This is a genomic window from Sphingomonas citri, assembly GCF_019429485.1.
In the GTDB taxonomy this organism is placed as follows: domain Bacteria; phylum Pseudomonadota; class Alphaproteobacteria; order Sphingomonadales; family Sphingomonadaceae; genus Sphingomonas; species Sphingomonas citri.
This window is the reverse complement of sequence record NZ_JAHXZN010000006.1, coordinates 1-17,357: the sequence shown is the minus strand read 5'-3', so window position 1 is coordinate 17,357 and position 17,357 is coordinate 1. Positions and strand designations below refer to the sequence as shown.

Genomic DNA, 17,357 nt, shown 5'->3' with positions numbered 1-17,357 from the left:
TGGAGCAGCTGTTCCGATCTTGGGAGAAACGTCGATGCGATCCGCCTTTCTCCTCCTGCCCCTCCTGCTCGCCGCCCCCGCCGCGGCGCAGCGCCCCGGCCCGATCGCGCCGCTGCCGCGCACCGACTCGGGCGTGGCGCCCGATCTCTCCGCCACGCGCGACAGCATCGCGCGCGAGCGGCGCGCCGGTCGCCTGTCCCGCGGGGATGCCCGCCGCGCGGAGGCCGAGGTGGACGTCAACGCCGCCATCGCGGCACGCTACGCCGCCGGCGGGGGCCTGTCCGACTCGGCACGCGCCGAGATCGACAACCGCGATCGCGCCACGCGCAGCCTGCTCGACGCCCCCGCGCACCGCCAGCCGCCGCGATGACTCGCCGCCCCTTCTAAAAGCGCGCATTCTCCCTTATATTGGCCGGCAGAACAGCCAACGGAGAATTACCTATACCTCCCCCCATGATGCGCCGGCCGATGCAGGCGCCTCCGATGAACGGGCCCCGCTTTAACGAGTGGATCCAGAGCCCCAAGGTCCGCGTGATCGACCACGAGGGCGAGAATCTCGGCGTGATGTACACGCGCGAGGCGATGGAGCAGGCGCGCGAGGTCGGGCTCGATCTCGTCGAGGTGTCGCCCAACGCGGATCCACCCGTCGCCAAGTTCCTCGATGTCGGCAAGTTCAAGTACGAGGCGCAGAAAAAGGCGAACCTCGCACGCAAGTCGCAGAAGACGCAGGAGATCAAAGAGATCAAGATGCGTCCCAACATCGACGATCACGATTACGACACCAAGATGAAGAAGGTGGCGGAATTCATCGGCGAGGGCGACAAGGTCAAGGTCACGATGCGCTTCCGCGGCCGCGAGCTGAGCCATGGCCAGCTCGGCATGAACGTGCTCCAGCGCGTCGCCGAGCAGGTCGCCGAGGTCGCCAAGGTCGAGGCCTATCCGCGCATGGAAGGCCGTCAGATGCTGATGGTGCTCGCGCCCAAGTGAGCCGATCGGGCCGCGGCCCCGCGCCGCGGCCCGCCCGCTTTCCGTAGCGTCGCGCCGCCGCGGCGTTGCGCGCGCTCCACACCCGATATTGAAAATCACCACGTCGGGCACGAAAGCGCTAGACGAACCATAGTCGTGCGCTAAGCTCTCCCAATACCGAACCTTCGAAAACGAGGGGCGGGATAACAGGACCTTGGGAGAGGGACCGCCATGCGACTGAGCAATATCCTCTTGTCGTCGGCCGCGATGATCGTCGCGGCGCCCGCGCTGGCGCAGCAGGCCAGCCCGGTGACCAGCAACGCCGCGGTCGACGGGCAGAGCGACACCACATCCAACCAGGCAGGCGACACGCGCGAGCTCAACGCCAACGACATCGTCGTCACCGCCACCCGCCGCTCCGAGCGGCTCGCCGACGTGCCGATCTCGATCAACGCGGTGAGCCAGCAGGCGCTGCAGAATTCGGGCGCGACCGACATCCGCCAGATGGCGCAGCTCGCCCCCTCGCTCAACGTCTCCTCGACCGGATCGGAGGCCAACGCCTCGGCACGCGTCCGCGGCGTCGGCACGGTCGGCGACAATCCCGGGCTGGAGAGCTCGGTGGCGGTGTTCATCGACGGCGTCTACCGCAGCCGCACCGGCTCGGGGCTCAACGATCTCGGCGAGGTCGATCGGATCGAGGTGCTGCGCGGGCCGCAGGGCACGCTGTCGGGGCGCAACTCCTCGGCGGGCGCGATCAACATCTATACCAAGGCGCCGTCGTTCGACTTCGGCGGCTATGCCGAGGGCACCTACGGCAATTACGACTTCTGGCGCGCGGCGGGCGCGCTTACCGGCCCGATCATCAAGGATGTGCTCGCCTTCCGCGTCGACGGCGTGTGGCAGAAGCGCGACGGCTTCTACAAGGACGTCGCCAACGACACCGATTTCAACAACCGCGACCGCTATTTCGTCCGCGGCCAGCTGCTGCTCGAACCCTCGTCCAATTTCTCGCTGCGACTGATCGGCGACTATACCCGCCGCGACGAGAAATGCTGCGGCGCCGTCTATGTCGACACGCGCGAGAAGATCGATCCCACGCCCGGCACTCCCGGCGACTATGCCATCAACCCGGCCGGCAACCGTATCGTCAGCGTGATGACCTCACTCGCCGCGCTGCGCGGTTATCCCGCGGGCTCGGTCTTCCCGAGCGGCAGCGACCCGTACAGCCGTCGCATCGCCAACACGCCGGGGCGCGCCTATTCGAACGTCACCAAGGATTACGGCGGCTCGGGCCAGATCGACTGGAACCTGGGCGGTGCCTCGCTCACCTCGATCACCGCCTACCGCGAGTATAAGTCGGACGGCGCGAGCGACATCGACTATAACGTGCTCGACATCGGCTATCGCCCGAACGACGGCAACAATTACCGCCAGTTCCACACCTTCACCCAGGAGCTGCGGCTCAACGGCGAGGCCTTCGGCGACCGGCTCAACTGGCTGATCGGCGGCTTCTACAGCAAGGAAGACCTACAGGTCGTCGACAACCTCAAGTTCGGCCGCGACTATGGTGCCTTCGCCGCGTGCCGCATCGTGGCGACGATCAACCCCAATGCCGCGCTGCGCAACCCCGCCAATCCCGGCTGCCTCAGCGCCGCCGGCACCGCGATCCTCTCGGGCCAGGTGCCGGGGACGACCCCGGCGTTCGGCGCGGCGACGCCGCTGCTGCTCGCCAACATCCGCCTGCTGGGCACGCTCAACGACCTCGGCACCACGCGCGACGTCTACAACCAGGACAGCCAGAGCTTCGCGGTCTTCACGCACAACATCTTCAAGCTGACCGACACGCTCTCGCTCACCGGCGGCCTGCGCTGGACGCACGAGCGCAAGAAGTTCGACGCAAGTTTCGGCAACAACAACACCGTCTGCCCGCAGATCCAGACGCTGCTCGGCGCCGGCCCCGCGGGCAACCTCTTCAACAACGCGCAGCTCGCCGCGCTCACCCGCGGCATCGCCACGCTCGCCTGCACCGGCAACAGCTCGGCCGCGCTCAACGGCCGCCAGATCGCGGACGATTTCAACGAGAGCCAGTTCACCGGCACCGCGGTGCTGAGCTGGAAACCGAGCGACCGGCTGATGACCTATGCCAGCTACTCGCGCGGCTACAAGGCGGGCGGCTACAACCTCGACCGCTCCGACCTGGGCGACGCCTATAATCCAGCGACGATCGCCAACATCGACGCGGGCCGGCTGCGCTTCGATCCCGAGACGGTCAACGCCTATGAGATCGGCTTCAAATATTCGAGCCGGGCCTTCACCTTCAATGCCGCGGCGTTCCGCTCGGAGTTCAAGAACTTCCAGCTCAACACCTTCAACGGCACCAATTATGTCGTCGAGAATATCGGCTCCTGCTCGGAGAGCCTGAACGGTGCCGACCGCGACGCCAGCGCGGCGACCGGCGTCTGCACCGGCGACGTGAAATACGGCGTGCGCAGCCAGGGCGTCGAGCTCGAGGCCGGGATCTACCCGGTCGAGCATCTCGCCTTCAACATGGGCTATACGCTGGCGGAGACGAAGTATCGCCGCAACCTGGTCGGCTCGGACGCGGGCGCGGCGCTCGACCCGGCGCTGTTCCTGCTCTCCGGCGCGCAGATCTCGAACGCGCCGCGCAACGTGATCACGACGTCGCTGAGCTGGACACCGCCGATCGGCGACAGCGGAATGAGCGCGCTCTTCTACGTCGATCAGCGCACGTCGTCCGACTATAACACCGGCTCGGATCTGTTCGCCGAGAAGATCCAGGACGGCTTCACCTTGGTCAACGCGCGCGTCGGCCTGCGCGGGCGGGACGAGCGCTGGGCGGTCGAGGTCTGGGCACAGAATCTGCTCGACACCGATTACCAGCAGGTCGCCTTCAACACGCCGTTCCAGGGCGCGGGGAGCCTCGAGCAGGTGCGCAGCTTCGGCGGCGTCGGCAATCAACTGTTCTCGTCGTTCCTCGCCGAGCCCCGCACCTATGGCGTGACGCTGCGCACCCGCTTCTGATCCATGCTCGACTTGGCGCCACCGCCGAGCGCGGTGGCGTCCGCGGCTCGATCCGTCGCTCGACTCACTCGTCCCACGGCGTTCTTGTCGAATCTATTAACCTTATCTTCGTCAAATTGGGTTAATGATCTGCCGTCAACATCGGCGAATCGGTTCTGACTAGGGGCTTCTTGCGATAGAATAAATTAGCAAGATCGCCCGAGCGCCCGTGGGGGTGAAGTGATGAACGTGGACGTTCTCGGCCAGTCGATGGCCGAGCAGCTCGAACAGATCCTCTGGACCGCGCGCAGTGCGGGCAGCAGCCTCATCGTCTCGCGGAGCCAGCATCCCGACACGATCGGGATGATGATGCGCGAAGGGCTCGTGCGCGAACGTCTGGGCCATCTCGTGCTCACCCCCAAGGGCCACGCCCGCCGCCGCGAGTGCGCGCCCTACTGAACGGGATGCGCGACGACGCCGGCGGGCGGGCGCCTTCTCGCCGCCGCGACACGCCGCTCCACCGCTGATCGAGGCTCGTTTCACACCCGCGCGCGCCTGCTGGGCGCGCCCTTCGCGCGGACATGGCGCATGCATCGTCCGGAGCTCACGACCACCCACACCGCCCGAGCTCGCCCTGTGTTGGTGCGGAAGGACCCGTCGCGGCGACGGCCTCAGAAGCGCAGCGTCGTGGCGACGAACAGGCGGCGACCGTCCTCGTCATAGTCGGCGCTGACAAGCCGCCGCCGCTTATGGTCGAACACGTCGAGCACCCCCGCGCGTAGCGTCGCCGCGGCGCCGAGGCGGACGCGCGCGCCGCCGTCGAGCGTCGCATAGCCGGCGCGCTCGAGGTCGCGGCGCGGGTCGGCGAAGGCGGCGAGATACTGGTGCCCGATATAGCTGGCGCTCGCATACCAGCCGACCGACTTGCGTTCGCCGTCCAGCGTGAGATGCGCCGAGTGGCGCGGCGCGAAGATGCTGGGCAGCGCCCTGCCGCTCACGCGGTTGCGCGCGTCGAGATAGGTGTAATTGCCCGACAGCGTCCACGATCGGCCCCATACCACGCGCGCGCTCGCCTCGACGCCGCGGCTCTGCGCGCGCGCCACATTCTCGTAGCGGAAAATCGGCCGTCCATCGGGCAGGAAGCCGACGAAATTCGCGTAGGCGGGCGCGAGCGCGCGGTCGCGCGTGCGGTTCTCGATCGTGATCTGATGGTCCAGATCGGTGCGGTACAGCGTCACCGCGGCGGTGAGCGCGGGCGCGTCATAGCGCAGCGCCGTCTCATAGCTCGCGCTCGTCTCGGGACGGAGCAGCGGCGACCCGACGATGTAACAGCCGCTGGTGGCGCTGCCGCACGACACGGAACCCCAGCCCGGGCTGTTCTGCAGCAGCGTCGGCGCGCGGAAGGCGCGTCCCCAGCCGCCTTTCAGGGTCAGGCGGGCAGCGGGTTGCCACAGCAGATAAGCGCGCGGCGAGTGGTGCCCGCCGAAACGCGCGTGATGGTCGTAGCGGTCGCCGAGCGTGAGCTGCCAGCCCGGCGCGAACCGCCACTCTTCCTGCGCGAACAGCGCCGATTGCGACACCGCGGCGGCACCCGATGGTATTGCGAGGCTGGCGGGATCGTACAGCGCCTGGTGGCGGTAGTCGCCGCCGAGCACCAGCGTCTGTGCCAGCCGCGCCGCGGGTAAAGTCAAACGGGCGTCGAGTGTCGCGTCGTCGGCGCGATTGGGATGGCGCTGGCCGGTCACGTTGCCCGCGGCATTGCGGATGCGATCGGCGTCCCCGCGCACCTGCCACTCGCCCCAGTCCGCCGCGCCCGCATAGGTCAGCGCGGCACTCCCCCGCGTCAGCGGCGTGGCCCCGTGCGTCAGCGCGGCGCGTCCGAGATCGAGCGACACCGTGTCGCGCGCGCCGGGTGTCCAGGCCAGGGTGGCGTCGGCGACGTAGTCGGTTACGCGATCCAGGCCGGACAGCACCGTACCGTCGGCACGATGCGGGCGGCGATCGGCCGCGCGCACGTCATAGCCGGCATAGGCCTTCACGCCGAGCCGACCGGGCACGAGCGGGCCGCTGACGAAGCCGCCGGCCTTGCCATAGCTACCCCTGCCACGGTCCTGCTGCGCGACCAGGTCGTCGCTCAGCGAGCCGTGCCAGGCGGTACCGACCGGCCGGGTGATCACGTTGACCGCGCCGCCGATCGCGTCCGTTCCGTACAGCGACGAGAGCGGCCCGCGCACCACCTCGATCCGCTCGATCGCCTCGGCCGGTACCCAATCGGCGTCGAAGTCGTTGCCGCGAAACGCCGCATTGCCCGCGCTCACCCGTTTCCCGTCGATCATGAACAACGTGTAGGCGCTCGGCAGGCCGCGCAGCTGCACCAGCCGCTGGTTGCCGGCGCGACGCAGCGTCACGCCTTCGACCTGCTCGAGCGCGTCGGCGATGTCGCGGATCGGCCAGCACGCCAGATCGTCCGCGCTGATGACCGAGAGGCTCGCCGGCGCCTCCGCGACGGTCTGGGCGCGCGCCGCCGCGGTGACGACCACGTCGGCGGCGTCCGGCGCCGGCACACCGGTACCGGCCACCTGCACCAGCGCGGCTGCCATCGTAGCCACCAGACCCGCGCCCATCTCGCTCTCCGCTCGTCGACCGGGTGCAGGTTAGATGGCCGTAAGAATGATTCTCAATAAGCGAGCGAGCGGTTCTCGCCGCCGCGGGTAGCGTGGCCCAAAAAGAAAGGGAGGCCGGCTCGCGCCGACCTCCCCATCTCGTTCGCCGTAGCGATCGACCTTACTGGCCCGCACCCGGACCGTAGGTGATCTCCACGCGGCGGTTCTGCACCTCGCGGACACCGTCGGCGGTGTCGACGCGCGGACGGCTCTCGCCGAACGCCTCGGTGCTGATCACGTTCTCCGGGATCGCCTTGGAGGTCAGGTACGCCTTGACCGAGTCCGCGCGGCGCTGCGACAGCCCCACGTTGTACTTGGCCGAACCCGAGCGGTCGGCGTGACCCGCCAGCATGACCTGCGCGTTCTGGCAGTTCTGATACTGGGTGACGGCGTTGTCGAGGATCGACGCGGCCTCCGGGGTGATGTCCGACTTGTCCCACTCGAAGAACACGATGAACGGACCCGGCGAGCAGACCACCTCGGGCGGCGGCGGCGGCGGCGGGGGCGGAGGCGGCGGCGGCGGCGGCGGCGGCGGCGGCGGCGGAGCAGCCTCCTCCGGTGCGCCGAAGTTGTAGGTCACGCCGCCGAGCAGGCTGTGCGACCGGAAACGACCGTCGTACGAGCTGCCGCGCGCGTCGAACAGCTCGACATTGTCCGCGTTGAAGAAGCGATACTTCAGCGAGACGTCGAGGTGATCGCTGAGCGGCGCGCGGATGCCCGCGAGCGCCTGCCAGGCGAACACGGTGTCCGAGTCGTCGAGCAGCGTGTACGAGTTGGTCGGGTTCAGGCGCGCCTGGACCCGCGCCACGCCGGCGCCGCCGCCGACGAAGCCCTGCAGACCATCGTCCTCGCCGAAGTCGAGCAGGCCGTTGACCATGAAGCTCAGCGCCGAGGTGCGGCCGCCGACATTGTCATAGGTGCCCGCCGGCAGCTGCGCGGTGCCGCTGATCGGCACGCCAGCGGTGGTCCGGAAGCTGTCGACCGTCGCGCGGCGATAGCCGACCTCGGTCTCGAGGCGGAACGCGCCGAAGTCGTAACCGATGATCCCGTCGACGTCCCAACCGTAGTTGGAGTCGGTCGTGCCGGTGCCGGTGAGCGAGGTGGTCGAGCCGGCGATATCCCAATCGATATCCTCGACGATCATCGCGCCGCCCTCAACGCCGACATACCACGCCTTGTCGCGCGCGAGCGCGGGCGTGGCGAGGGCGGTGGAGGCAAGCGCCATGATCATGGCAAGCTTACGCATCATAATCCCCTTTCCATGGTGTCACTACGGACAGCGCAAACTCACTATCGGCTAGTTGGTTTCCGAACAAGCTGACAAATCCTGGGTGCTGTTGCGCGATTACAACACCGCCGCGCCTGCTCACGACGCGATAAGTCCGTGTGCGCGCAGTGCTGCCAGGATGTTGGCGAGACAGGCGCGCGCCACTTGGTCGCCGTCTCCTTGCCCCGGATCGGGGATCGCGGCGCCGCGCGCGCCGACCACCTGCTGCCCGTCGACCAGCACGCGCGCGGCGCGCACGACGCCGCTCTCCCATCCCGCCGCGGTGCAGGCGAGGACGCACTGGCGCGAACGATCCCAGGCGCGCAGCCCCTCGCGCGGCGCGACGAACTGCCAGCCCGCGCCGGTCCAGCCGGCGAGCGCGCCCGCCTGCCCCGACCAGGCGCCGCGCGGCGCATTGCCGACGATCCAGCACTGTCCCGGCAGCGGCGCGTCGGGCGGCACGTCGACGCCGCTCGCCTCCACCGCGCTGCACAGCGCGAGGTCGATCAGCGCGAGCGCCTCGTTGTGCGTCTCCTCCTTGTGCGCCTGGCCGCTCACCAGCAGCGGCAGCGCCAGCCGCGCGGTCGTGTCGTCGCTCATCGATCGTCTCCTGCTTGCCCGGGTGGTGACAGAGCATGGTCACGCGACGCCGCGGGAGAGGCGACGACCGCGCCTGCGCGCCGTCGCGTCGAGAGCGTGGGGGGCCGCCGGGCGACGCGCCGCGCGCACCTCCGCCGCGTCGCCGCGCGATCACACCCTCTCGCCTCACAGTACCAGCTCCGCCGCGCGCGAGAGCGCCAGCGTGCCCTGTTGCCGAACCGCCACGCGGCGCACGCCGTGCCCCGCCGGCAGCAGCAGCGTCGGCGCCGCCACCGTGACTCGGCGGGCGTCGTCGAGCGTCACGACGTACAGCTCGCGCTCCTCGCCCAGCGGCACCGGCGCCTCGTCCCAGCGCCAGCCGTAGCGGCTGCGGCGCACCCAGCGCAGCAGCGTCGCACCGTCCGCCATGGCGCGCGCGCGCAGGTGCACCGGTGCGGGCGGGGCCAGCGCGCTGCCGTCGAGCACGCGCTCGGCGCTCAGCGGCGCGGCGTCGCCCACGCCCGCGGCGAGCACGCGCAACGTGTCGCCCGCGCGCGCGCCCGGCGGCGCCACCGTCACACTCGTCGCGCGCTCCACCAGCACGAAGCGCGCGCCCGCGGCCCAGGTAGCCGCCGCGCTGCCGCGGCGCGCGCGCAGCAGCGTGGAGAGGCGCCAGCGCCGCGGCGCGAGCTGGCGCGCGTCGGCGAACTGCACCAGCTCGTCGCCGACCAGGGCGAGGTTGGCGCCGCGGTCGAGCGCGCGCGGCCCGCACGATTCCAGCACCATGTCGTCGTGCGCGAGCAGCAGCTCGATCGTGCCGGCGCGGTCCACCAGTGTCCCCGGCGCGCGCGCGAGCGGCGCCGCCAGCGCGCCGATCACCGCCGCCGGCGCGGTGTCGCCCGCCGCGGTCCAGCTCGCCCCGGCATCGTCGCTCACCAGCAGCGCGGCGCGACGCCAGCCCGGTGCGGTCCCCGCGGCGAACACCGTCACGCCCTCGATCGCGGGCGCGGCGTCGTCGAGCGGCGGCAGCTCGGCGAGCTGGAGCAGCGTCGCGCCGATCGCGACGTCGGGCGCGCAGCGCGCCGCCCCCGCGTCGGCGGGCGTCGCCGCGGTGGGCGCGTCGTCGAGCGCGGCGAGCTCGAGCGTCACCGCGTGCTGCTCGTAGCGCGCGCGTGTGACCCGCCACGCCGCCGCCTCGCCGTCGAGCCGCACCGCGACGCCGGGCCGCGCCGCCAGCGCGCGCGCGTCGAGCGTCACCGTCCGCGACACGCGCGCGCGCTCGGCGCGGCGCAGCGTGTCGCGTGCCAGCGCGGCGGCGCGCGCGGCGGTCAGCGTCGCGGGCAGCTCCACCGTCTCCTCGCGCCAGCCCGCGCCGCCGCGCCCCGCGTGCTGCGCGCCGACCTGATGGTCGCGCGCGGCATCGTAATACGCCACCGTCACCGCGCGCGGCGCGGTCTCGACCGGGCGGCGCAGCGTCTCGCGCGCGATCGGGTCGTCGAGCGCGAGCGTCGTGTCGCAGCGGTCGGCGAGCGCGACCCCGCCGGGCACCGCGACGAACCAGCCGCCGGTGAGGCTCGCCAGCGGCGCCAGCGCGCCCGCCACGCTGTCGCCGCTCGCGGCATAGCCGTCGACGGTGGCGTCGGGACCGGCGCCGACGATCGCGCCCGCGCCGATCGCGCGCGCGACGTCGCCGACGCGCACCGGCGCAGCGTCGGCGATCACCTCGAACGATAGCATCGGCACGCGCCCGCCGAAGTCGGCGAGCTGGAGCTGCTCGAACACCGCATAGGCGATGCCGCGGAACGCCGGCGGGTGCGCCTCGTGCGCGGCGATCAGCGGGTCGGGCAGCTGGTCCTCGGTGCCGCGATGGAGGCGGAAGCCGGTGGCGCTCTTCCAGTCGCCCGCGGCGCCGCGCAGCAGCTGGCCGTCGGCCCAGATGCGCCGCACGTCGACGATCGCCCGCGCCGACAGCGCCACCGCGAAGGAGGCGGTGTAGCCCGCGCCGCCGCCACGCCCGCTCTTGCCGTGCGCGGCGTGCGCGGCGGCGGCTGGCTCGGTCGACCACAGCAGGCTGCCGCCCACCCGCGTCACGCCGAACAGCAGCGGCAGCGGCGTGGCGTAGGCGGCGGTCGGGACGCGCGGCTCGGCCAGCCGCGGCCCGGCGCGATGGCGCGGCGCGAACAGCACGCGGTCGAGCTGGTGCCCGAGCAGCCCGCCGATCGCGCCGCCGATCGGCCCGCCGACCGCGCGGCCGAGCGTGGAGAGGACGAGCGTGGCCATGCGGGTGCGTCTCCGTGGTGTCGAGGTCGGCGAGCGAGGTTGGGGGCGCATCGTGCTCCGGCGCAGGCCGGGGCCCAGGTGGGAAGGCCAGCGTGGGACTCACCGACGTGCCCCACTTGGACCGCGGCGTGCGCCGGGGTGGTCGGTAGGGCGAGGCGGGCGGATCGATCTCGCCCGCACGGGCCGATCGCGGACGAGGCGCCGCCTTCCCCAAGGCTCCGCCCCGACGGCCGCCGGGGCCCAGGTGTGAAGACTGGCGTTGAACTCACCGACGTGCCCCGCCTGGACCTCGGCGTGCGCCGGGGTGGAAAGGATGAGGGGTGCGGAGCGCCCCCGCCCTCAGCATCGTTCCCTACCTGGGCCCCGGCCTTCGCCGGGGAACGATGTCGCGCGAGTGTCAGCGGTCGCCCCCTCACCCTCCCCAGCGCCACGCCGCCACCAGCGGCCACGGCGACTCGCCCGGTCGTTCCACCACGCGGCCCGCGGCGGCGTCGGCGTGGAGGAGACCGCGCTCGGTGCGCACCGCGAGGTGGAGCTGCGCGGGCGAGACGCGCAGCAGCAGCACGTCGCCCGGCGCGGCGCCGTCGCACGCCACCAGCCCCGGCGGCAGCGCGAGCGGCGGCAGCGTGCCGCGGCGCAGGCGATAGTCGCGCGGCAGCGGCACCTCCGCCCCGGCGCGCGCGAGCGCCACCGCGACGACGCCGACGCAGTCGAGCCCGAACGCCGGGTCACGCCCCTGCGCGCGGAAGCGCACGCCGATCAGCGAGCGCGCGGCGGCGAGGAGTGCGCTAGATCCTCCCCGGCACGGGGAGTGCGGGCGTTGGCTTGCCCTCGGCAAGCCAAGAACGTGTCCGGGGGACAGGATCTCGCCCGCACCGGCAGGCCGCAGGCCTGACGAGGGGAGGCGTCCGCACGCGGCCCGGCTCGCCTGTGGACGCCCCCCTCCCCCATGCTGCGCAAGGTCCCCGGCACCGGGTTGACCATGCCCTGCATGGTCAAGGATCGTCGGGGGGACGATCCGACCCGCTGCTCCGTCCCCGGGGATCCTGGGTGCCGAAAACTCGCGACGACCCAGCCCGTACGGGGGGTTCCTCCATGCCATACACCCCCTCACCCCGCCGGATAGCGCGTCAGCAGGTCGTTCCCCGGCACATAGGGTTCGCCGCGGAAGTTGACCGAATTGCCGAACCGCGCCGCGCAGGTGGCGAGCCGTTTGTCGCAGCCCTCGATCAGCTCCACCAGCGTCCCCGCCGCGACCGCGTGCGGCGGCGCTTCCTCCAGCGTCACGCCGGCGCCGGACGAGGCCGCGACCGCGCTCACCAGCCCCGCGTTGCCGCCGCCGAACCAGCGCAGCACGCCGCCGGCATAGGCCCCCGCCACCGGCTCCGCCGCGTCGAGCGTCACCGCCACCCCCTCCGCCGCGACCACGCGCGCGAAGCGCCGCCGCGCCGCCATCATCACGCGGCAGCGGCGGTCGCCGAGCTCGGCGCGGCAGCTCGGCGCGGTGAGCTCCACCGCGGGGCGGTCGAGCCGCGCCTGCGCGCCGCTCAGCTCGGCGGTGAAGTCGCGGTCGCGCGCGGTCACCGCGCCGATCCGCCCCTCGCCGAGCGGCAGCGGCGCCGCGCCCGGATCGCTCCAGTCGACCGCGAGGCACACCACGCGCGCGCCGTCCCAGCGCCCGTCGGCGAGGTCGCGCGCGGTGATCGCCGCGGCGGTGAAGGCGCCCTCCGCCGCCATCGTGTCGGCGTCGAGCCCGCTGCCCAGCGCCACCGCCGAGGGGGTCATTCCCGGCGCGGCGCGATACACCAGCCCGTCGATCAGGAGATCGCGGTCGTGCGCGGTCAGCGCCAAAGTGACACCGTCGCGCCGCTCGAGCCGCCAGCACAGCGCCAGCGCCAGCACCCGGTCGCTCATGCCTCGCGCAGCTCCACCAGCGGCACGCTGTGCGCGCTGCCCGCCAGATAGGTCGCGCGCACGACGCTCAGCCGGTCCTCGGCGAAGCGCACCGGCACGTCGAAATCGAACGACGCGGTCACCGCCGCGCCCGCCGCGGGCGCGTCGTCGAGCACGATCACGCCGAGCGGCTCCAGCGTGAACGCCACGGTCGCCGCCCCCGCCACCGCGACGCGCAGCGTGCCCGCCACCGGCCGCGTGATCCGGCGCGTCGCGTCGCCGTAGCGAGTCACCAGCGCGAAGCGCCGCGTCGCGCCGTCGCCGTGCCCGAGCGTCACGTCGCGCGCCTGCCAGTCGAACGGGTCGCGCAGCCGGAAGCCGCGCGCCGGCCCCTGGCGCGCGCGGTAGAAAGCGAGCAGCAGCGCGATATCGGCCTCGCTGCGTACCCCGGGGCCGACGTCGTAGCGCGTGCGCGCCTCGGCCCAGGCGACGGTGCGGGTCTCGTGCCCGCCCGCGCTGGTCGTCACCGCGGTGGAGAAGCCCGGCGCCACCTCGGCCTCGCGCCCCAAAGCGAGCGGGAACAGCACGTCGTCGAAGGCGTCCATCTCGTCCTCCCCTTGCCAATAGACCAGCCCGTCGCGCAGCACCTGCGGCAGCGCCCACAAGTAGCGCGCCGCCACGCCGCGCCGCCGCGCCGCCGCCGCCGCGGCGAGGATCGGCGCCCATTCGCCGCGGTCGTCGGCGCGCAGCACGAAGCCGGCGAGATATTCCTGCCGCTCCGCCGGATAGCCGAGCGTCGCGCCGACCAGCGCCGCGCCGCGCTCGCTCGCGCCGGTCGCGCCCGCGGTGACCCAATCGTAGTCCTCGAGCTGGAGCCAGTCGAACGCGGGCGCGGCCCAGTCGTTCGGGAGGTTCAACCGCCGCGCGCCCGGCACGGCGGGATCGAGCAAGGTCGGCAGGTAGATCAGCAGATAGGTCACGCATTCCGGCCAGTCGCCGCGCACCGCCGCCGCCAGCGCGGCGGTGGAGCGCGCCAGCGCGGCGGCGGCGCGGTCGAGCGTCGCCAGCTGCGCGGCGTCGAGCGCGCCGCGCAGCGAGGGAATCGCGACCGGCTGGAGCGCGGCGCGCGCGCTCGCGTCGTACAGGCACGGGCGCGCGTCGGCGGTGAGCCACCACCACGGCTCGCCGACCTGGAAGCGCGGCGCCAGCCCCGCGCCCACGCCGATCGCGACGAGGGCGCGCGCCACCGCCTGGAGATAGTCCATCGCCGCCGCGTGGGTCGGCGACAGCAGCGTCGAGGGCGGGTCCCAGCCGGTCAGCGCCGGGGTGCCGTCGGCGGCGCGCTGCTTCCAATCGTCCCAGCAGTGGCGGTCGAGCAGTTCGTAGGAGAGCGACCAGATCAGCTCGTAGCCGAGCTGCGCCGCGCGCCGCGCGAGATCGGCGTGCCAGGCGACGCAGGGCGCGTTGAGCGTGCCGCCGCGGCGGCTCACCAGCCAGCGCGTCTCCGCGCCCGCGCCCGCCGCCTCGAGCCGGAAATAGTGGCTCATCCCGACATAATGGTCGATCGCGCCGCGATAGCCGAGCTGGAGCGCGTTGCGCAGCAGCCGCGCCGGGGTGAGGTGGTAATGGTCGTCGTAGCCGCTCGCCACGCGCAGGTCGTGCGCGGGCACCACCACGTCGCCGATCGCCAGCACCGCGCCCGCGCCGTCGACGGTGATGCCGCTGAGCTCGACCCAGCCCTCCGCCGGCGCGTCGAGCGGCGCGGCGCTCCGGTCGTAGCCGGGCGCGACCAGCGAGACGAACATCCGGTCCACGTCGCCCGTCCAGACCGAGTCGCGGTCGGCGGGCAGCGCGTAGCCGGCGTCGAGCGCGGCGAAGTCGAGCGTCACCTCGGCGTCCTCGGGCGCGCCTTTCGCATAGTTCCACAGCCGCACGTACCAGGCGCGCACCTGCCCGGCGGCGTCGCGCCCCTCGATCGTCAGCGTCGGGCCGTCGACCTGGTCGAGCGCGCGCACTCCCGACGAGCGCCATCGGAAGCGCAGCCGGCAGGCGCGATAGTCGCGCGCGGTGTCATAGCCGAGCAGCGGATGATCGTGGTGGTCGACGCTCTCCCAGATGATCCCGGCGAGATCGTCGCGGCGGTAGAACACCGCGTCGACGCGCAGCACGTCGGGCGCGGGGTTGGTCGCCGCCGCCATCATCGGGCGCGGGAAATTAACCGTCCAGTAGCGCGGGTCGAAGCGCGTGAGCCAGTCGGTCGCCTGCTCGACGCGCGCTGTGGCGAGCCAATAGGGCATCACTCCGCCTCCTCGAGCGCGGCACGCACCGCGCGCGCCACCTGCCGCGCCGACCGCTCCAGCGCGCGCGGCGCCTCGCCCGCGTGCGCGTTGACGGTGATGGCGAGCCGCAGGTCGCCGCGGCGCGACGGCGCCGGGGTCTCGCGCAGCAGGCTCGCCCTGCCGGTCCGCTGCATCGGGAAAAACGGGATCGGCGCGCCGCGCTCGCGACCGCCGCCGCCCCCACCGCCGCCGTGGCCCAGCCCGAACAGCCCGCCGAGCAGGCCGGTGAGCAGCCCCGTCACGCCGCCGCCGCCGGTGACGCTCGCGACGCCGTCGCGCAGCGCCGCGCGCGCCACCGCGTCCATCGCCCCCATCGCGGCGCCGCGCAGCTCATCCATGCCGAGCTTGCCCTTGCGCACCGCCTCGAGCAGCGCATGCTCCAGCCCGCGCCCGGCGCGCGCGGCCCCGAGCGCGAACGGGCCCTCGACCTGGCCGCGCATCGCGTCCAGGTCGCGCGCGAAACCGGCGGTGTCGGCGCGCACGCCGATCACCAGCCGCTCGATCTCCTCATCCATCGGGGAACATCTCCTGCAAGCGCGCGCGCAGCGCGGCGTCGGGGGGCGCGGGCTGCGCGGGCGCGAGCGCGGCGCCCGGCGCGGCGAGCTCGGCGGGCGTGGCGCGCCAGAACTCGTCGGGGCGCCAGCCGAGCGCGAGCGCGGCCAGCCCGGCGAGCCGCGTCGCCGCCGCCGCGAAGGTGGCGTCGGCCTGGCTCATCGCCCCGCGAGCACCTGGCGCAGCAGCGCGTGGAGCGCGGGCGTGGCGGCGGCGAGCCCGCCCGCCACCAGCGCCTCGCCGAGCGCGTCGCGGGTGAGCGCCGCGGGCCAGTCGTGGCGGCAGTGCCAGAACAGCGCCGCCAGCTCGGCCAGCGCGAGCTGCCCCGCCGCGGCGCGCTCGACCAGCGCGAACAGCGGGCCGAGCTCCTGCTCGGCGGCGACCAGCGCGGCGAAGCTCGGGCGCAGCACCAAGGTCTCGCCGGCGACGCGGATCGCCGCCTCGCCCCTCGCGGGATTGGCGGGGGCGGGGTTCGCGGCCGGGCTCATGCCGCCACCACCGCGCCCGAGCTCTCCAGCGCCAGCGTGTAGCTGCGCTCGCCGTTGTAATCGCCGGCATAGTCGAGCTTGGTGACGAGGAAGCGCCCGGCCAGCGCCTCGCCGCTCTCGAACGTGAGCCGATAGTCGTCGAGCGTCCCCGCCAGCGCGCTGGCGCGCACCCGCGCCTCGGCGGCCGAGCCGGTGAAGATCCCCGCCGCCGCGACGCTGACCGAGCGCACGCCCGCGCCGGAGAGCAATTCGCGCCAGCCGCCCGAATCCTTGTTGGTGATCGCGACCGCCTCGCCGTTGACGCTGAGCTGCGTGGTGCGCAGCCCCGCGACGGTGCGATGGCCGCCGGCGCCGTCCGCCACCTTGAGCAGGAACGCGCTGCCTCTCTCCGCTGCCATTTCGGTTCTCCTGGTTGATGATGGTGGGATGGGTCGGGGTGCGTGATGCCGGTCAGGTACGCGACTGTGACCGGCCGACTCGCGGCGGCGTAAGCGCGCGCGGATCGCTGCCGTGCCGCTCGGACGCGTCCGCCCTCCCTCCCGTCATCCCCGCGAAGGCGGGGATCCAGAACCGCTGAGGCGCCGGCTCCTTCGCCGACATCGGCGCCGAAGGCTCGGCCGCTGAGCACGCGGGAAGAAGGCAGAGCCGTGCGCCCCGCTCTTCGATCGTGAGACCCGCGCGTCTGGATCCCCGCCTTCGCGGGGATGACGGAGGAGCGGGGATGAGGAAGGGCCGTTCGTGCTCGGCGGAGACACGCGCGAGTCGCTTGTTCCGACCGCCCGAGCGCCAGCGCCCCCCCCTCACCCCGCCCGCAGCATCCTTACGCGGACGTCGACCAGCGCGGCCCAGCGCGCCGGCGCCTCCGCCACCAGCGCGAGCCGCACCGGGGCGACGCTCACCACCTGCCACGCGCCCGCGCGCCCCGGCAGCGCGAGCAACGCCGCCTCCGCCGCCGCCGCGAGCCGCTCGGCGCGCGCGCCGCTCTCGCCCTCGTCGCGGATCATCACGCCCAGCCGCAGCTCGCGCCCGTCGAAGCTCTTGCTGCCCCAGTCGGTCGCGGCGAGCTCGCGCAGCAGCGCATAGGGCACCGCCGCGCGCGGCGCGGTACCGTCGAACACGCGCGTCACGCCGATGTCGCGCAGCGCCGCCAGCGCCGCCGCGCGCAGCGCCGCGGTGGCGCTCTCCGCCGCGGCGCTCACGCGCGCCACCAGCCGAGCCGCGGGTCGGCGAGCCAGCGCCGCACCAGCCCGCGCCCGCTCACCGCGACGCCCTCGTCGACCAGCTCGACCCGCGCGCCGGGCAGCAGCGC

16 protein-coding genes are annotated in these 17,357 nt (G+C 73.0%); 4 read left to right on the top strand and 12 right to left on the bottom strand.

All coding sequences use genetic code 11. The annotated features are described in order from the left end of the window. Positions 1–34: 34 nt before the first annotated feature. The 4 genes from KZ820_RS15445 (at position 35) to KZ820_RS15430 (ending at position 4,446) form a co-directional block, all read left to right on the top strand. Positions 35–370 carry a hypothetical protein gene (locus tag KZ820_RS15445; RefSeq protein WP_219749505.1) on the top strand — a complete coding sequence of 112 codons (336 nt, stop codon included), beginning with the start codon at positions 35–37 and terminating at the stop codon, positions 368–370. 83 nt (positions 371–453) lie between these two features. Then, on the top strand, positions 454–987 hold the full coding sequence (gene infC, locus KZ820_RS15440; RefSeq protein ID WP_183921845.1) for a translation initiation factor IF-3: 534 nt from the start codon (positions 454–456) through the stop codon (positions 985–987). Between the two features lie 210 nt (positions 988–1,197). Beyond that, positions 1,198–4,008, top strand: a complete 2,811-nt coding sequence (locus KZ820_RS15435; RefSeq protein ID WP_219749504.1) for a TonB-dependent receptor — start codon at positions 1,198–1,200, stop codon at positions 4,006–4,008. A 228-nt stretch (positions 4,009–4,236) separates the two neighbouring features. Continuing rightward, on the top strand, positions 4,237–4,446 hold the full coding sequence (locus KZ820_RS15430) for a hypothetical protein (RefSeq protein ID WP_219749503.1): 210 nt from the start codon (positions 4,237–4,239) through the stop codon (positions 4,444–4,446). 212 nt (positions 4,447–4,658) lie between these two features. On the opposite strand, the gene KZ820_RS15425 is transcribed toward KZ820_RS15430, so the two are convergent. From KZ820_RS15425 to gp17, 12 genes are all read right to left on the bottom strand, one after another. Next, positions 4,659–6,611 carry a TonB-dependent receptor domain-containing protein gene (locus KZ820_RS15425; protein WP_219749502.1) on the bottom strand — a complete coding sequence of 651 codons (1,953 nt, stop codon included), beginning with the start codon at positions 6,609–6,611 and terminating at the stop codon, positions 4,659–4,661. Between the two features lie 160 nt (positions 6,612–6,771). Further along, the gene (locus tag KZ820_RS15420) at positions 6,772–7,896 is read right to left on the bottom strand and encodes an OmpA family protein (protein ID WP_219749501.1); all 1,125 of its coding nucleotides are present in this window, start codon (positions 7,894–7,896) and stop codon (positions 6,772–6,774) included. A gap of 120 nt (positions 7,897–8,016) precedes the next feature. Then, on the bottom strand, positions 8,017–8,517 hold the full coding sequence (locus tag KZ820_RS15415; RefSeq protein WP_219749500.1) for a DUF2793 domain-containing protein: 501 nt from the start codon (positions 8,515–8,517) through the stop codon (positions 8,017–8,019). 165 nt (positions 8,518–8,682) lie between these two features. Next, positions 8,683–10,776, bottom strand: a complete 2,094-nt coding sequence (locus KZ820_RS15410) for a GTA baseplate fiber-binding domain-containing protein (RefSeq protein ID WP_219749499.1) — start codon at positions 10,774–10,776, stop codon at positions 8,683–8,685. Between the two features lie 412 nt (positions 10,777–11,188). Beyond that, positions 11,189–11,530 (bottom strand): peptidoglycan endopeptidase, encoded by a 342-nt coding sequence (locus KZ820_RS15405; RefSeq protein ID WP_308462248.1) that lies wholly within the window; start codon positions 11,528–11,530, stop codon positions 11,189–11,191. A gap of 356 nt (positions 11,531–11,886) precedes the next feature. Then, complete coding sequence (locus KZ820_RS15400) at positions 11,887–12,690, bottom strand: phage/gene transfer agent baseplate hub protein (RefSeq protein WP_219749497.1); 804 nt, start codon at positions 12,688–12,690, stop codon at positions 11,887–11,889. Beyond that, complete coding sequence (locus KZ820_RS15395) at positions 12,687–14,966, bottom strand: DUF2460 domain-containing protein (protein WP_219749496.1); 2,280 nt, start codon at positions 14,964–14,966, stop codon at positions 12,687–12,689. The genes KZ820_RS15400 and KZ820_RS15395 overlap by 4 nt, the downstream gene beginning before the upstream one ends. Then, on the bottom strand, positions 14,966–15,523 hold the full coding sequence (locus tag KZ820_RS15390) for a tail tape measure protein (protein ID WP_219749495.1): 558 nt from the start codon (positions 15,521–15,523) through the stop codon (positions 14,966–14,968). Before KZ820_RS15390 ends, KZ820_RS15395 begins: the two co-directional genes overlap by 1 nt. After that, entirely contained in the window at positions 15,516–15,722 is a 207-nt protein-coding gene (locus KZ820_RS15385) for a phage tail assembly chaperone (RefSeq protein ID WP_219749494.1), read from the bottom strand. The genes KZ820_RS15390 and KZ820_RS15385 overlap by 8 nt, the downstream gene beginning before the upstream one ends. Further along, the gene (locus tag KZ820_RS15380; protein WP_219749493.1) at positions 15,719–16,048 is read right to left on the bottom strand and encodes a GTA-gp10 family protein; all 330 of its coding nucleotides are present in this window, start codon (positions 16,046–16,048) and stop codon (positions 15,719–15,721) included. The genes KZ820_RS15385 and KZ820_RS15380 overlap by 4 nt, the downstream gene beginning before the upstream one ends. After that, positions 16,045–16,446, bottom strand: a complete 402-nt coding sequence (locus KZ820_RS15375; RefSeq protein WP_183921855.1) for a phage major tail protein, TP901-1 family — start codon at positions 16,444–16,446, stop codon at positions 16,045–16,047. Before KZ820_RS15375 ends, KZ820_RS15380 begins: the two co-directional genes overlap by 4 nt. 402 nt (positions 16,447–16,848) lie before the next feature. After that, on the bottom strand, positions 16,849–17,256 hold the full coding sequence (gene gp17, locus KZ820_RS15370; protein ID WP_219749492.1) for a tail completion protein gp17: 408 nt from the start codon (positions 17,254–17,256) through the stop codon (positions 16,849–16,851). Between the last annotated feature and the right edge of the window lie 101 nt (positions 17,257–17,357).

Coding starts and splice junctions, on each gene's coding strand:
- KZ820_RS15445 (WP_219749505.1), top strand. CDS start 35: ATGCGATCCGCCTTTCTCCTCCTGCCCCTCCTGCTCGCCGCCCCCGCC.
- infC (WP_183921845.1), top strand. CDS start 454: ATGATGCGCCGGCCGATGCAGGCGCCTCCGATGAACGGGCCCCGCTTT.
- KZ820_RS15435 (WP_219749504.1), top strand. CDS start 1,198: ATGCGACTGAGCAATATCCTCTTGTCGTCGGCCGCGATGATCGTCGCG.
- KZ820_RS15425 (WP_219749502.1), bottom strand. CDS start 6,611: ATGGGCGCGGGTCTGGTGGCTACGATGGCAGCCGCGCTGGTGCAGGTG.
- KZ820_RS15420 (WP_219749501.1), bottom strand. CDS start 7,896: ATGCGTAAGCTTGCCATGATCATGGCGCTTGCCTCCACCGCCCTCGCC.
- KZ820_RS15415 (WP_219749500.1), bottom strand. CDS start 8,517: ATGAGCGACGACACGACCGCGCGGCTGGCGCTGCCGCTGCTGGTGAGC.
- KZ820_RS15410 (WP_219749499.1), bottom strand. CDS start 10,776: ATGGCCACGCTCGTCCTCTCCACGCTCGGCCGCGCGGTCGGCGGGCCG.
- KZ820_RS15400 (WP_219749497.1), bottom strand. CDS start 12,690: ATGAGCGACCGGGTGCTGGCGCTGGCGCTGTGCTGGCGGCTCGAGCGG.
- KZ820_RS15395 (WP_219749496.1), bottom strand. CDS start 14,966: ATGCCCTATTGGCTCGCCACAGCGCGCGTCGAGCAGGCGACCGACTGG.
- KZ820_RS15390 (WP_219749495.1), bottom strand. CDS start 15,523: ATGGATGAGGAGATCGAGCGGCTGGTGATCGGCGTGCGCGCCGACACC.
- KZ820_RS15385 (WP_219749494.1), bottom strand. CDS start 15,722: ATGAGCCAGGCCGACGCCACCTTCGCGGCGGCGGCGACGCGGCTCGCC.
- KZ820_RS15380 (WP_219749493.1), bottom strand. CDS start 16,048: ATGAGCCCGGCCGCGAACCCCGCCCCCGCCAATCCCGCGAGGGGCGAG.
- KZ820_RS15375 (WP_183921855.1), bottom strand. CDS start 16,446: ATGGCAGCGGAGAGAGGCAGCGCGTTCCTGCTCAAGGTGGCGGACGGC.